Origin of the sequence: Paenibacillus hemerocallicola (genome assembly GCF_006265175.1) — a bacterium.
Taxonomy (GTDB): Bacteria; Bacillota; Bacilli; order Paenibacillales; family NBRC-103111; genus Paenibacillus_AB; species Paenibacillus_AB hemerocallicola.
This window is the reverse complement of sequence record NZ_VDCQ01000067.1, coordinates 39672-55343: the sequence shown is the minus strand read 5'-3', so window position 1 is coordinate 55343 and position 15672 is coordinate 39672. Positions and strand designations below refer to the sequence as shown.

Sequence of the window (15672 nt, the reverse complement as noted above, 5' to 3'; positions counted from 1 at the left end):
CTTCATCGCTTCCTCTTTTTGCACGCTTTCTCAACAACCTCGCCCCACTTTGTGGGGTTATTTTGTTTGGCCGCGTGACTTTGCCCGCGTTTTCGTTACACGGGCTGCCGCTGGCGGCAACAAGGCCCGAAAACGATCGGAATGTCACAACAACGCAATGGATTCGCCTACAGGGATCGTGTCATGCTGGGCATACGGAAACGGCGTAAGCCAATCGAATATCCAGGAGGAATCGCTTATGAAGGAGAACGAGGATGCGGAGAAGAAACCGGAACCGATAAGAAAACGATGGAGCCGCCGCGAGGCGATGGCCGCCTTCGGCTTGACCGGAGCCGCGGTAGTCGCGGGCGCGCTGATGAACACGATGGGCTCGGAGGCGTCCGTTCAGCAGTCGGTGTACGGGGACGACGCCGAGGAGCTGAACGGGCGGATCGACGTTCTGTCGCGCAAGCTGACCCATCTGTGGATCGATTTGGAGGAAGACTTCCCGAGGCTCGAGACCGAGTCCGACGATACGGGGAGGCTGACGAGAGCGGTCCGCTACATCGAGGATAACAACTTGAACAACCGGAAGCTGTATTTGGCCAAAAGCGAGTATATCGTATCCTCCACTATCGTGATAATGAAGCGCGGTTTTCGCATCATAGGAGTGCGTTCCGGCCGTCCGAGCGATCCGTCGGGCAAGACGGAAGGCGGTACGCGGATCAATTACGCCGGAACGGGCCCTTGCTTCCAATTGGGATTGTCGACCGGCACCCCTTATAACGACATGGTACAAGGCTTCGCCCTGGAGCAGATCACGCTCGCTTACGCGGGAACGAATACGGCTCCGCTCAACAACCCGATGTCCGTCTCCATCGGCAGGGGCACTTACGGGCCCGGAACGTATGCGGTCAAAGATTACGGCAATGGCGGCATCCAGTTCCGCGACGTGCAGATCGAGCGGTTCGAATACGGCTTCTGGGGCGAATACAGCGACGTGAACAGCTTCGACACGGTCAATCTGTTCTACAACAAGATAGGGATGTATATCGGGGCGGGAAGCGGGCAGAACACGCTGCGGGAATTGTATACGATCGGCAACGACACGGCCTTGTCGATAATGGGGGCGGGCGGCATACGGGTGCAGGACTGTCAATTCGTCAAGGACGGCAGCTCTGCGGAAGCGCCCATCGTGATCGTGCTAAGCTCCCCGCACAATTCCGCTTATTTTCACAGGTGCTGGTTCGAGGTAGGCTCGTCGCACCGGCTGGATGCCTTCGTCAAGATTTCGTGCGGTCCGAACGCGCCTGCCTCCAAAAGCATCAAGTTCCGCGATTCGTATTTGGCTATCGGGGCCAAGGTGAACGGCGAGCCGTTGTGCAGCTATTTCGTCATGGTGGGCAATGCGAGCCATGTCGTGATCGAGGAGGTGACGAATTATCCGCATAATTTGAAAAAGCTCGTCGCCTTCGAGGGCAGCTTCGCCAGGCAGTCGGTGTCGTTCCAAGGCTGCGTCGATTGGGATTACGGGGACGGGACGCTGTTCGACAATCTGGGAACCGGCGAAGCCAAATTCAGCGCGCAGCTGCTCACGAGAGACGGCGTGAAGTTCAGGGAGAGCTTGACGATCGAACAACCGAGCCATGTGCGCGCTTACCGCGGAACCACCCAGTCGATACCGGCCGCGACATGGACGAAGGTGGCTTACGGCACCGAGTCCCGGGACAACTGGGGGGAATTCGATGCGGCAGCCGGCACGTTCACGGCCAAGGCGGCGGGGATTTATCTCGTCGCCGCCCAGGTGCAATGGTCGCAGCCGGCGGAGGCGAACCGGACGAGGCTGGCGATCCATCTGGACGGCGGCGCGGGGGCGTTCGCCTACCTTGACGACGGAGTGACGGAGGGAAGCAGGTCGTATTTGGCCAAGGGAACGATGCCCGTGCAATTGAACAAAAACCAAACGCTGGATATCCGGGTATGGTCCGAGCAGGCGATGACCATTCAGCCCGGCGCCGGCTCCACGACGCTATCGATCGTGAAAATTTCGTGACGGCTATCCGATATCGCCCAAATATTTGCTGCGGTATTCCTGGGGGGTAACGCCCGTCATACGTTTAAACATTTTAGTAAAATGGGACACGTTGCGATATCCGGACTCTTCGGCGACCTGCACGATTTTCATGTTCGTTTGCGACAGCAGGCGCCGGGCTTCCTCCATCCGGACTTGGCCGATATAGTCGGACAGCGATTGGCCCGTTTCTTTTTTGAACAGTCGGGATAAATAGGAAGGGTTCAGGTACACCTTCTCGGCGAGCTCCTCCCGCGACAAATCGTCCTTGAGATGGGCGGCGACGTAGTTCATGATTTTCGCGACGATGCCGTCGTGCTGTTGGTCCGTTTGCTGGAAGCAAGGTATTCCTTTATGAACAACCGCAAACGTCCAGCGCTTCAATTGCAGGACCGATTTCAAGGGTGGAGCCGGAGGATTCAGATCGGCCGCCTGATAGACGCTGTACACCGGTATTCCGTTCTCATGGAAAATCGTATACAACGTGTATAAAGTTCCATAGTAGATGCCCTCCATCGCTTCCTTCGCCGGGGGAACTCCCTGCTCGAGCCGTCCGAACGTCTCCTCCAGCTTCTCCCGGACGCTGTCCCATTTACCGAACTTGAACGGGATCGCCCAGTCCGGCAGCCAATACAGAGACGGCAATTGCGCCGAGAACGACTTCATATCCTTCTGGTAATAGACCGTGTTGGCCGCCGTAACATGATGCCGCTCCAGCTCGAGCAGCGCGTAATAAGTTTCGCTCAGCTTCAGAAGGGGAGACGGTTCGCCTACGTAGCAGCATAGCGAGCTGCAAAAGTATTGCAGGCAGGCGTCCAAATAGCTCGCGCAGTTGCGGTCGATTTGCGCCTGGATCGTCTCCAGCTTGCCGGCTGCGTCGGCTTCGAGATAAACGAGGGCGAAGATCGTGCCGTTCCGGTCTTGAATGACGTCTCCCGACAGACCGTTCAGCACAATGTCCCCTGCCGCATTGCGCAGCGCGTATTCCATCGTCGTCTCGTCCTCGGCCGATATATGTTGCTTCCATTGGGAGGCGCTGATGAGGATCGGGATGACGAAGCCGTCGGAGGCGAGCGGCTTTTTGAACAGCGAAATCATCGTCTCCAGCCGTTCCACGTTCAGCAGTTGGCGCCCGCTCAGCAAATCCTGCCAAAATTTATCGATAATGACGGGCCGCTGCGTCTCCCATATATCGATTTCCCGGATTCTCGCGACCATTTCGTTGAAGCTGTTCAACACATAGCCGAGCTCCCCTTTGTCGCTGCTGTGCAGCGTGACGCTCAGGTCTCCTTTCCCGACCTTGGCCATTCCCCGCAGCAGCGTTCTCATCGGCTTGTACACGACGTTTTGCAGAACGGCTATGAACAGCACGATAATGAGGGCCGCGGCGAGCGGAATGAGATATATCGCTTTCTGGTAGAAGAGGAGCGAGCGGAATAGCTGCTGCTCCGGAATGGACACGGCGATCGTAAAGGGGGCCAGCTCGGACTGTTTGGCGATGACCAGAAATTTCCGCTTATCCGGTCCGATCGCCTCCGAATAGGTATGGCCCGTTTCGGGAGCCGTCAAGCCGTTCGTCGCGAATCTGGAGGGGGTGAGCGCCTCTCCTTCCCGCGACAAGATTACCGCCTCCGATTCCGAGCCTTCGACCGATTCGACCGACTGCAGAGGTGCGATCAGCCGGTCCAGCCGAATCCAGGCGCCCGCGACCAGATTGACATCGGCCGGGACGAGCTTGATCAAGGCCGCCTCTTGGCGGCTCCGGACGATGATCCACCGGTCGGTTCGGTCTGCGCGAATCGTTTCCTTGAAAGCCGGCAAATCGAAATTGTTCAGAAATTTGTCCTGAAATTGGCTTGTCGCGATAAATTCGTCCCGGTCCGTCCGGTAGACGAAGAAGTTTTCGGCGTCGGGGAATTCCTCCAGCTCGACGCCCAGCTTGCCCATCAGCAAATATTTGGCGAATATGTAGTCGCGGCTGGCGTACGGATGCAGGCCGAGCGACTTCAGATCGGGGTCGTTCAGCACGAGCTTGTACAAGAAATCGCTTACCCTGTCGATATTTTTGTCGATGCCGTCGAAGTAAACCTGCAGCAGGTCGTTTTTGGCCTGAGCGGCCTGAGCGCGGATCATCTCCATACTGTAATAATTCAAGTAGGACAAGAAGCTGACGAGGGGTGCGATGACGATGACGAACCCGATAATCATTTTGATCCGCAGTGTGTGTCTCAGCTTCACGAGCCGTTCCCCCTATTCGATCTCTTTCCTCATCATACAGGCGAGGCCGGATTGAAGTCTACCGCGCCGGCGTGACAAACGTATCGCTCTCGTGACTGGCAGAAGGAAGGCAAGCCCCTTCCCGGACGGATAACGAGAATCGGATGCCAAAGCGACGGATATGTCACAACAACGCAATGGAAGCAAGGGAGGGAGGCGTGTCATGATGAATCCGTCGCCGCCGATCGTCCGGACAGGAGCTCATCCGCCGACGCGCGGCGACAAGTTCAACCGGATGACAGAGGGGGAACTTTCACGATGGAGGAGGAGAAACGAATTGATCAAACGGATTGCGACATTGGCTCTGCTCGGCGCTCTGGCGACCGGATGCGGGAACGGGAACAAGAACGGGGCCGAGCCGGGGGCGGCAGCCCAAACGGAGCCGGTCACCCTGTTGTTCTACACGGCGCAGAACGGGAACTACGCCAAGGAGGAAAATTTCGAAAGCGACATCGGCCAATTTATTAAAGCGAAATTTCCGCACATCAAGCTCGAGCATATCCATACCGCCAAAGGCTCGGAATATCAGGATCTGATCGGCGCGGGCAAAATTCCGGATATTGTGCTCGATTCGAGCTCCAACGTTACTTCCGCGATTATCCGCAACGGTCTGCAGCACGATATGACCGCCCTGCTCCAGAAGCAGAAGTTCGATCTGAACCGGATCGACCCGGCGCTGCTCCAGGTCGTTCGCAATTACGGGGACGGGAAGCTGAACGGACTTCCTTTTCTGGGAAGCAACTACTTGATGTTTTATAATAAGGATGTGTTCGATAAATTCGGCGTTCCGTATCCGCGCGACGGCATGACGTGGGACGAGACGTATGAGCTGGCCAAGAAGCTGACCCGTACCGACGGGGGCGTGCAGTATAACGGCTTCCAGGCCGATCCCGGGCTGCTGCTGAAGTATAATCCGAGATCGCTCGGATTTCTCGATGCCAAGGAGGACAAACCGGAAGTCGCAACGGAAGCGTGGAAACAATACGTTGCCCATGTAAAGCGGTTTTACGATATTCCGAACAATCCGGTCAGCAACGTGGACAATTTCCCGAAGGGCCAATACGCGCTGGCCGTCCATGTCGCCGAGAAAGTAATCGGATGGCCGCAGGCGAATCCGAATCTGAATTGGGACGTGGTGGCCGCGCCGGTGTTCAAGGACGCTCCCGGCGTAGGTCTCCAGTCCAACTTCTACTCGCTGTTCGTAACCGGCCAATCGAAGCATAAGGACGAAGCCGCCGCCGTCATCGCCCATCTGCTGTCCGACGAAGTGCAGACGCAGCTGTCGAAGAAAGGGCTGATCACGCCGTTGGTCGGCAAGGACGTGCAGAAGGCGTTCGGCGATAATATGCCCGAGCTGAAAGGGAAAAACGTGCAGGCGGTCTACGCGAACAAGTACGCCCCGCCGCCTCCCGCGCGCGCGAACGGACTGACTTTCGTAGACGGCTCCTCGAAAATGCGCGCCGCATTCGTCGACATGATGAAAACGAACGAGGATATCAATACGGTGCTGCGCAAGGCGGAGGACGCGATCAAACAGGACATCGCCGCCGCCAAGGCGCTGCAGACGAACAAATAAGTCGATTTCGGCCGGGGAAATGACGCAACGGGCGAGCGGTCTGGGAAGGAACGGTGTTGACGGATGAATATGGCGCGTTGGGCGCTCCTTTTGATGACCGCTTGGCTGCTTGCCGGGGCGATCGGCTGCGAAAGAGACGGAGAGCAGGCTGGATTGCCTCCTCCGAATGAGGAGCCTCCGCTTGCGGTCGGCTTCATGAATATCGCCTGGAGGACGGCGAAGACGGATACGGAATTTCAGCGCGAGCTGGAGAAGCGGTTGAACGTAACGTTTACGCCCAGCTTCATCCCCCGCAGCGATTACGAGCAGAAGCTGAAGGTAGCGCTTACTACGGGTCAAATTCCCGATCTCGTCCAACTGCTGCCCGACGGGCCCCAGCATTATACGTCCGTACAGGTGAAGGCGATCGAGGACGGGATGTTTGCCGATCTGACCCCGTATATCCGGTCGGCTTCTTTTGCCCGGGACTATCCGAATTTGGCCTCCTACCCGGCCTCCGTCTGGGACAAATTGACGTATAAAGGCAAAATATACGGCATCCCCCGCTATTTGGAGCCGGAGACGTTCGACGGCTTCTACATGCGCAGAGACTTGCTGGACGCGGGCGGCATGAAGCTGCCCGAGACTGTCGACGAGCTCGCCGACACGCTGATCCGGCTTAGCTCGCCGCCCGACCGGTACGGGCTCGAGATAGGCGGCGCCAAGGCGCTCGACGGACCGGGGCTGAAATCCGTTTCCGTCGCTTTCACCGGCGTCATGAATTGGGGCGTCGACGACAAAGGAAACTTTACTTATCAGAACTTTATGCCGGAGTACAGGCAATATTTGCTGTGGCTCAAAAAACTGTACGATGCCAAGGCGATCGATCCGGAGTTCGCGCTCGGAGCCGACGCCGACGCCTATAAGAAGGGCGAAGCGGCGGCCAAAGCGCACCGGTGGCATTCGTACGCCCCGGCGGACAACCCGCGCATGACGACCGTTCCTTTCGCCGCCCATGTGAACCCCGCCGCGGACAGCGTGCTGATTCCGCCGGTCAGAGGGCCCCGGGGCTGGGCTGTAGACGCGAATATCGGGTTCTACACGCAGACGGTGATTCGCGCCGAGGGCAACGAAGGACAAATTCCCCGCTATTTGAAGCTGATCGACCGATTGGCTGCGCCGGAGTACAGGGAGCTCGTAACGCACGGGGTGGAGGGCGTCCACCATTACATCAAGGACGGCCGAAAGAACAACCTGCCCCGCTTCGAAGAGGATTGCGTGGCTTGCTGGGGCTGGTTTCAACACGAGGCGCGGGATATTATGGCGGATACGCTCCAGCGCGGTCTGAAGAGACCCGAGGAGTTTGCCCAGACGGTCGATACCATATATGCGAGATACAAGGAAATGGGCTTGACCAATCCCCACTATTCGCTCGAATCCGATACGTTGATGACGCGGTGGGGGAACTTTACGAAAGATTTGAACGACAACCGGGTGAAGGTCGTCATGGGCATCATGACATTGGAGCAATGGGACGATTATGTGGACGGGCTCGTCGCCTCCGATATATACAAGGACATCCAACATGAGCTGAAGGCGGCGTGGGAGCAGTCTCAATAAAGTGTTTCGGATAGCGAATGATTTATATCGTTAAGAAAGCCGCTCTACCGGCAATTTGGGCAAACCGATCCGGCTGAATGAGCCGGCAACCCCGCCGAATCGGTTTGCCCAATCGACCCAAGTTGCCAATGGGGCGCTCTATTTGCCGGGCGGAGTCCCGCTATGCACGTTCAACAGGAACGAGGCATGTCTCTGCTTGCCGGTTAACCCCGTTAATAATTGCGCATCGTCTCGTCCAGCCGTTCGGCTGATACGGCGGCCTTTTGCGCAGCCTCCCCTACTTGGCCGACCGCTTCGACCAACGATTTCATCTCCTTCTCCGCCTTGCCGATCTCCAGCAGGCCGCTCTCCAGAGAGCGGACGATCTGCGCGAACGTTTCGCCGGTTTGCGCAGATTCGCGCTGTCCGGCTTCCACCTGCCGCTGTACGTTCTGAATCGAGTCGACCACCTGCTGCGTAAATTCGTTCGACCGTTCGATCAGCTTGCTGATCTGGGACACTGCCTCCCGTGTATCCTCGGACAGCTTCTTCACCTCGCGGGCGACTACCGAGAAGCCGGCGCCATGCGTCCCGGCCCGGGCCGCTTCGATTGAAGCATTGAGCGACAGCAAATTCGTCTGGGTGGAAATGTCCTTCACGATCGTGACGATTCCGCCGATTTGCCGGGAAGACTCCTTCAGTCGGGTTACCGCCGCTTCCACCTGCTGCGAGCTGTGACGAATCGTCTCAATGCGCGTCCGAAGCCCGGTCACCTTGAAGGTGCCGGCGTCGGCCAACTGCCGGGATTCGATCGCTTTGCCCGCACTGTGGGCGACCGAATCGTTCACTTGGGCGCTGGCCGCCGCGAGCTCCTGCGTAGAAGCGTTCGTCTGCTCCGTTATGGCGGCCAGCTCCTGGCTGATCGCGCTGATCGCCTGCTTCAATTCCCCTTTGATTTGATCGTATTGCCGTTCGCGCTGTTCGGTATTTTTTTTCTCGTAAGCTTCCAGCACGAGCTGCTGCTCGAAATTAAGCAGCTTCGTGACCGCTTTTCCGACGAGCAGGCTTTCTTCGCCGTTGCGGACGTAGGGCTGGATGACGGAAAGGAACGTGTTCTGCAGGTTTTGGAAGGCGCCCATGTACCACTTCGGTTCAAGTCCGATCCTCTGGTGCACTTCGGCGATCTTCAGCCGCTTTCGCACGAATTCGTCATCGAGTCTCCCGCTGAACATTTCGGTCAGATGATGGCGCAGCGTCTCCCGCAGCCGCTCGACCGTACTGTGCTTCTCAATAATCGATCGGAGTCCTTCCACATCGATCACCGTTTTGTAGAAAGCGTCGACGACTTCGTCGATGCGCTCCAGTATGAACGGCTGTATCCCCCGGATGATGCGAAGATCGTCCTCGGTCAGATCGATCATTTTGAGCTGATCGGTCCATTCGGGATTGCCGAGCGTATCGCCCTTCGGGGCGGCATCCCGTTCCCGCAAGCGGATCTCCGACAAGACGGGGCCGGCTTCGGGCTTGGCGGAGCTACTATTGCGGAACATGGAGGTAAAAGCATGATACGGACATTTAGTCATGGCGGATGCTCCTCGGGGACTTGTAGTTCCTTCCTCTATGCTTATTGTATAGGAGATTTTCATAACTTTCTAATTCAATATGTATAGAAATGGAAGCGGAAGGCATGATTTTGCACGTTTGAATTTTCGGATGAAATGAAATAGGCGGAGTAGTCGATGCTGCGGCGCGGAAGCGCTGTCGAAAGCGGGATGACTCGGCGTCGCCTCCGATTTATTACAACGGCAACAATATTATGGAAACGATCGACGATAATGATCATAAACGATTCGGTCGGGCAATGCTGTGATGGAAATCACGGGATACCCCAGCCTGCGCTGAAGCGGTCCGACTGACTGTTTACATTCTGTTCGGCTTAGCGGTACTCCGATCAAACGGAGATTCGCGCTCCACCAACCTGTGGGCGTCCGTATGGCTGCCGTGAAATCAAGTGCACGGTCCGTGAATTTTTTGTGCATAGTCATGGAATTGTTCTTTCCCTATGATGAAAGAGTGTACACGGCAGACAAATAAAAGCGAGGCCCCGCATTCAAGGAGAGAAACCTATTGGATATCGAACAAACGGTCAATCGAATCAGGCTGAAGACGCAATTGCTGATAGCGGGAGGAGGCGTCGCAGGTGTGGCGGCAGCGCTCGCGGCGGCGCGGAACGGAGCGAAGGTCGTGCTATGCCAGGATCGTCCGGTTCTCGGCGGCAATGCTTCCTCGGAAATTCGCATGCACGTCTCGGGATCGTCGCCTAGAGGGTCGGAGCTGCGCACCGAAGGACGGGAGACCGGGATTTTGGAGGAGATCATGCTGGAATGCGCCGTGCGCAACCCGCAGCGGAGCCCGGCGATGCTCGATCTGATCTTGTATGACAAATGCCGGGCCGAACCGAATTTGACACTGATGCTCAACACTACGGTAACGGGCGTCAGGATGAGCGGCAACAGGATCGTGGCTGCCTATGCAAGCCGGGAAAGCACGGAAGAGCGGTTCGGGATCGAGGCGGATTGGTTCGCCGACTGCACCGGGGACGGCCGGCTCGGGTACGAGGCGGGAGCTCTGTTCACGACCGGAAGGGAGGCAGCGGGAGAATATGGGGAGACGGCGGCCCAGACGGAGAGGGACGATTACCGGCTCGGTTCGTCGCTTCTGTTCATGGCCAGGGACATGGGCAGGCCGATGCCGTTCGTCGCCCCCTCCTGGGCGCGTACCTTCAGCGAAGAGGACTTGAAATTCCGCAGTCACAGCTCGTGGGAATACGGCTACTGGTGGATCGAATTCGGCGGCATGCTCGATACGATCAAAGACAATGAAACGATTCGCGACGAGCTGCTGGGTATTATGCTGGGCGTCTGGGACCATATCAAGAACAGCGGACATCATCCCGGATCGGCCAATTGGGCGCTGGACTGGTTCGGCTTTTTGCCGGGCAAGCGGGAATCGCGCCGGTTCGTCGGCAAGCATGTGCTCACCCAGACGGATTTGGAGGAGGCGGTCGATTTTCAAGATGTAATCGCTTACGGCGGTTGGTCGATGGATACTCACCCGCCTTCGGGGATCGAAGCCGTGGATGCAAAGCCTTGCAACCAGCCCTATACGCCGTATATGTACGGGATACCGCTGCGCTCGCTGGTCAGCGCCAATATTGCCAATCTCATGTTCGCCGGCCGCAACATGTCGGCGACGCATATCGCCTTTTCCAGCACGCGGGTTATGGCCACTTGTTCGGTTATGGGAGAAGGGCTGGGAACGTTCGCCGCGACCGCCATCGAGCTCGGCAAGACGCTGGAAGAAGCGTGGCGCGACGAGCGGGTCGTACGGGAAGCGCAGCAGCGGCTGCTTCGCCAGGGCGCTTATTTGCCGGGCAGGCTGCTCACGGACCGCAATCTGGCCGATGAAGCGAAGATCTCCGCGTCCTCGGAGCAAGAGCTCGGCGCCGTCGCGCAAGTTGTCGACCGCCACAGCCGTGCCGTGTCGGGACCGAGAGGGGTACGGAGCGAGCTGACCGCCCCAGGCACTCATCGCTGGATGTCGGAGCCGGCCGACAAAGAGCCGTGGCTGGAGCTCTGTTGGGAGCAGCCGGTAAGCCTTCGCCGGATTACGCTCGTTCTTGATACCGGCTTGCACCGGTACCTTTCCTTGACCCAGCAGGACGCCTTTCATGCCAGAATGGTATGGGGACCGCAGCCGGAGACGCTTAAGGAATTTCGGCTGCTCGCGGAAACGATCGGGCAATTCCGCGAAGTCGTTCATATTCGCGACAACTACCGGCGTCAGCTTGAAATCGGGACGCAGCTGGACGAGGTCTCCCGGCTCCGGCTTGCAGTTATCGCCACGAACGGACTGGACCACGCGAGACTCGTGGAAATTCGCTGCGAATAAGGACGTATGTCCGATAAGTATACAGCTAGCATACGAGCTTGGAAAAGGAACAAAGGGGGTTCGGTATGACCGGAAACAGGAAACGATTTGTAGCGCTCGCCCCGCTTCTAACCTTCGCGATTGTACTGGCGGGCTGCGGCGGCCGCGATGCGGGGAATGCAAAAGAAGAGAGAGCCGAGCCGGTAACGCTGCAGCTTGCGAGCCAGAGCGTAGGCACGCTTCTGGACGAGGATTTTCAGGAAGTGGTCCGGACGCATCTCGGCAAGAAGTACCCGCATATTACGATCAACTACAACCCGGAAACGAAAGGCACCACGCTAACGGAACTGATCGCGGCAGGCAGCGTCCCGGATATTGTCGTAACGTATACCGGAGTGCTTCCCTCTTATCGGGATATGCGGCTGGTTATGGACATGACGTCTCATTTCAAGAATCAGGGCGTCGATTTGGACCGGTTCGAGCCGAACTACATGACAGACGTCAGAAAGGCGTCGGACAAGGGAGAGCTGTACGGGCTGCCGATCAATGTCAACTACCATGCGATGTACTACAACAAAGACATTTTCGACAAATTCGGTGTTCCTTATCCGACGGACGGGATGTTATGGCAAGGCGTCATCGACTTGGCCAACAGGGTGACGCGAATGGACGGCGGCGTGCAATACCGCGGCTTCGATCCCGGCAGCACGGTACAGTGGATGTCGCAGCCTCTGGCGATCGCGGCGATCGATCCGCTAACGGACAAAGCGACGATGAACAACGACAGCTGGAAAAGGGTGTTCGAGCTGGCCCGATCGATCTACAGCATTCCGGGCAACGGTCTCATAGCCGAAACGCCGAAAAACCAATTCATGAAGAGCCGGACGCTGGCCATGCTGCTGGATCTCAATATACTCAACCAGTTGGCGGCGCCGGAGAACGCGGGATTGAACTGGAATGTCGTGCAGTACCCGAGCTATCCGGAGAAACCGAATACGTACGGCAATGCCAGCGTATATACGGTGATCGCCACAAAAGCGAGCAAGTATAAGGATGAAGCCGCGAAAGTCATCGATGTCATTACGTCGGAAGAAGTGCAGCTTGAGCTTTCGCGAAGAGGGAAGCTTTCCCCGCTCAGAAGCGAGAATGTCAAGCAGGCGCTTGGAGCGGCAAATTCTTCCCTGAAGGACAAGGGGCTACCGGGCATTTTCAAAAGCAAGCCGGTTCCGTACCCCGTCGCCTCGACCTATCGGGGAAAAGCCGAAGCGATCGCCATCGCGAAATTCAAGCTATATCTGGAAGGGGCTCTTGACGTCAATACGGCGATCGCGCAGGCCGACGAAGAAATTAACAAGAGGGTCGATGCGGAAAAAGGCTCGGCCAAATAGTCCATATTACGAGAAGGAGCTGCGTTAGCAATGAGAACTCGTTTCTACAAGCTCATAACCATCTTCTTATGCATGACTCTTATTTTTCCTCTGTACCTTTCTACCCAGAACCGGATCGCGTTAGCCGACGGGATGAACTACAATGTCGGCGGGCCGGTGAGCGCCATGCTGCAACTGATAGACGGGTATGAGGATTCCGGGGACATCAACCCGACATTGGCCGAGCAATTGCGATACCGCCTGACGATCATCCGCCTCTTGAAGGATCAGCAGGCATACGCGCAGGCGAACGCCTATGCCGCGGATATGCTGCATTATATCCAAGATCCGTCGGTGCGGCTGCAAAACCTGATCTCCGCTTCGGCCGTGTCGGGGATAGAGTGGGAGGCGAACGAGCTTATGCATATGCTGCAAGCAACATCCGATCCGCTGCTTATCGTGGAGAACGGTGTCTCCAAGGCAGTGGTCATCATTTCTCCGCCGCCTAATGCCGACGCGGTCGAAGCCGCGCAGCGACTTGTCCATTATGTGCAGAAATCTACGGGCGCCGCGCTTCCCGTCATGACCGAGCAGCAGTTGGACGCCACCCCTGGCCCGTTGAGCGGCGCGGTGCGTCTGTACGTCGGCACAACCGCTTCCGCCGGCGAAGCCTATGTCGAATCCGTGCTCCAGCACCTGGATCGGGACGGCTTCGTTATTCATCCGCACGGGAATTCCGTGACGATTATCGGTCCGAGCCGGTGGGGAACGCTTAATGGCGTACACGCGTTCCTGGAGAAATATGTCGGCGTGCGCTGGCTTCTCCCCGGTCCCGACGGCGAGGATGTCCCCGTGCAGGCGGACATTGCCGTGCCGCGCGACCAAGTGCTGGAGGAACCGGCGTTTACAGAGCGGGTCATCAGTCCGCTCAGCGGCAGTCCGTATGATACCACGAGACCCTTGCTGTCGCGTCAATATTACGAATGGGCGCAGGTTAACCGGCTGCAGGGCAACTACAACCGCCCCGTCGAGTTCCATCATAACTTATACTCGTTGTTCTCCGTAAGTCGGTACGGAGCGAGCAATCCGGAGTTTTATCCGAAGGGAAAGCCGCCGGCTCAGGGCGTGACGGCAGGCTGGCAGCCGTGTTTCTCCGAGCCCGGCACGGTGGCGGCCGCCGTATATGGAATTGTTCAATATTTTCAGACCAATCCGGACAAAACATCGTACTCGCTTGGCGTAAACGACAGCCGGGGATTTTGCGAAGCCGACCCCGCCCATCCGGCCTACCCGAACAAGACCAATTCGCTCGGTCTTGCCGACCTGTCCGACCTGTATTATGGATGGGTTAATGAAGTCGTCGGGCAGGTAGCGGCCGTATATCCCGATAAATGGTTCGGACTGATCGCTTATCAGAATGTGGTCGATCCGCCTTCATTCCCGTTGCATCCGAAGGTGATTCCGTTTTTGACGAAGGATCGGATGACCTGGCTCGATCCGGTCATGCAGTCCGCCGAGCATCAGCGGCTGCTGCAGTGGGAACAGAGAACCGGCCAGACCGGATGGTACGATTATATGTACGGATCCAGCTATGTGGTCCCTCGCGTTTACCCGCATCTGGCGGCCGATCATTACAGCTTGTCCTTGGAGCATGGAACGACTGCTCATTATGTGGAGATGTACCCGAGCGGAAGCGAAGGTCCGAAAGCATGGGTGACGGCCAAGCTGATGTGGAACCCGGAGCGGGATGTAGACGATTTGCTGGAGGAATGGTACGAGCGGACGGTCGGGACGGCGGCTGCGCCCGATTTGGCGGCCTATTACGATTTGTGGGAAAGCTTCTGGACCGAGCGGGTTCCGCTCTCCCCCTGGTTTCAAAACGGTAAGGCAAAGACGTTCCTGCCCTTTACCTCCGGAGCTTATCTGGATCTGGTGACCGAGGCGGATCTGACAGAGAGCAGGAGCCGAATGGAGGCGGTAGTGGATAAGGCCGGGACAGCCGCGCAGCAAGTACGCGCGAATAAGCTGATGCGGGCCTTCGAGCTTGTGGAAGCGGCGGTGCTCAGTTATCCGAAGCAGGGGGAGCCGCCGACAACGATCGGCGATGCTATGGACATACTCGACCATACGGAGGCAACGATCGCAGTAAAGCTGCAAATGGCCGATAAGCGCGACCAACTGATCGAATCATTTAAAAACGATCCGATACTGGCTCTTCCGTTCGTTCCCAACGTCGAGGCATCCGGATGGAACAAGCATAATTTGTGGGATATGGTCGATTATGTAAAACGCGAGGAGCCTGCGGGAGGACCTGTTACGGATCGGATCGGGCAAATCGCGGCCGCAGGCATCCCTTCGCCGATGCGCGACTTCGCCCGACTGCTGAAAAGTGCCGCGGAGGAAGCCGAGTCGCTAACCGAAAATTCGTCGTTTGAGACGGGATCGACCGGCGTTGCCCTATGGAAGCAGTGGATCGTATCTACCGGAACGATGAAGCGTTCTGTCGGTGTAGCCCGCACGGGCAACGCCAGCATGCAAATTACAGGGCTGGAGCGCGGTGGACCGTATCAGACTTTCCCCGTCAATCCGGGACTGACTGCGGCGCGCGTTCATTATTATGTGCCGGCCGGGTCGACGACCGATGGCACGATTCAGCTTAGTATGAATATCAGAGGAGATACGAGCGCGAATTTGGCCACGGTCACTTCGGAAATCCGTTCGCTTTCGGATACTGCCGGGGAGTGGGCTACACTTGGACTGCTGGAACAAATACCCGAAGTCATCAACAATAAACAGGTGAAGCAAATCCAATTTATTGTCGTGGTCGACGGTCTCTCCGTCACGGAATCGGTATATATCGACGATGCCATTGTATTGCAAGGCATATAAGCCTT

General features: G+C 57.3%; 9 protein-coding genes. 7 read left to right on the top strand and 2 right to left on the bottom strand.

Annotation, left to right across the window (positions count from 1 at the left end; translation table 11 throughout):
- A partial coding sequence (locus FE784_RS41660) for a hypothetical protein (RefSeq protein ID WP_218103850.1) occupies nt 1-209 on the top strand: 209 nt, incomplete at its 5' end.
- Between the two features lie 29 nt (nt 210-238).
- Nucleotides 239-2032: a hypothetical protein gene (locus tag FE784_RS32950; protein ID WP_139606499.1), complete on the top strand. Its 1794-nt coding sequence runs from the start codon at nt 239-241 to the stop codon at nt 2030-2032.
- Between the two features lie 3 nt (nt 2033-2035).
- Here the strand turns inward: FE784_RS32950 and FE784_RS32945 are convergent, their stop codons facing one another.
- Nucleotides 2036-4288, bottom strand: coding sequence for a helix-turn-helix domain-containing protein (locus tag FE784_RS32945; protein WP_139606498.1), 2253 nt, complete (start codon nt 4286-4288; stop codon nt 2036-2038).
- A 202-nt stretch (nt 4289-4490) separates the two neighbouring features.
- Between FE784_RS32945 and FE784_RS32940 the strand changes: the two genes are divergently transcribed.
- Together FE784_RS32940 and FE784_RS32935 are read left to right on the top strand one after the other, a co-directional pair.
- Nucleotides 4491-5903, top strand: coding sequence for an ABC transporter substrate-binding protein (locus FE784_RS32940; protein WP_176706683.1), 1413 nt, complete (start codon nt 4491-4493; stop codon nt 5901-5903).
- Nucleotides 5904-5966: 63 nt separating this feature from the next.
- The gene (locus tag FE784_RS32935) at nt 5967-7502 is read left to right on the top strand and encodes an extracellular solute-binding protein (RefSeq protein ID WP_139606496.1); all 1536 of its coding nucleotides are present in this window, start codon (nt 5967-5969) and stop codon (nt 7500-7502) included.
- A gap of 212 nt (nt 7503-7714) precedes the next feature.
- Here FE784_RS32935 and FE784_RS32930 read toward each other — a convergent pair whose 3' ends face one another.
- Nucleotides 7715-9064, bottom strand: a complete 1350-nt coding sequence (locus FE784_RS32930) for a globin-coupled sensor protein (protein ID WP_176706682.1) — start codon at nt 9062-9064, stop codon at nt 7715-7717.
- A gap of 544 nt (nt 9065-9608) precedes the next feature.
- On the opposite strand from FE784_RS32930, the gene FE784_RS32925 reads away from it, so the two are divergent.
- From FE784_RS32925 to FE784_RS32915, 3 genes are all read left to right on the top strand, one after another.
- Entirely contained in the window at nt 9609-11432 is a 1824-nt protein-coding gene (locus tag FE784_RS32925; protein WP_218103849.1) for an FAD-dependent oxidoreductase, read from the top strand.
- 65 nt (nt 11433-11497) lie between these two features.
- Complete coding sequence (locus tag FE784_RS32920) at nt 11498-12799, top strand: ABC transporter substrate-binding protein (protein ID WP_139606494.1); 1302 nt, start codon at nt 11498-11500, stop codon at nt 12797-12799.
- A gap of 30 nt (nt 12800-12829) precedes the next feature.
- Entirely contained in the window at nt 12830-15667 is a 2838-nt protein-coding gene (locus FE784_RS32915; RefSeq protein ID WP_139606493.1) for a DUF4838 domain-containing protein, read from the top strand.
- Nucleotides 15668-15672: the final 5 nt, after the last annotated feature.

Excerpts from the sequence above, each read along its gene's own strand:
- FE784_RS32950 (WP_139606499.1), top strand. The coding sequence starts at position 239 with ATGAAGGAGAACGAGGATGCGGAGAAGAAACCGGAACCGATAAGAAAA.
- FE784_RS32940 (WP_176706683.1), top strand. The coding sequence starts at position 4,491 with ATGATGAATCCGTCGCCGCCGATCGTCCGGACAGGAGCTCATCCGCCG.
- FE784_RS32935 (WP_139606496.1), top strand. The coding sequence starts at position 5,967 with ATGAATATGGCGCGTTGGGCGCTCCTTTTGATGACCGCTTGGCTGCTT.
- FE784_RS32930 (WP_176706682.1), bottom strand. The coding sequence starts at position 9,064 with ATGACTAAATGTCCGTATCATGCTTTTACCTCCATGTTCCGCAATAGT.
- FE784_RS32920 (WP_139606494.1), top strand. The coding sequence starts at position 11,498 with ATGACCGGAAACAGGAAACGATTTGTAGCGCTCGCCCCGCTTCTAACC.
- FE784_RS32915 (WP_139606493.1), top strand. The coding sequence starts at position 12,830 with ATGAGAACTCGTTTCTACAAGCTCATAACCATCTTCTTATGCATGACT.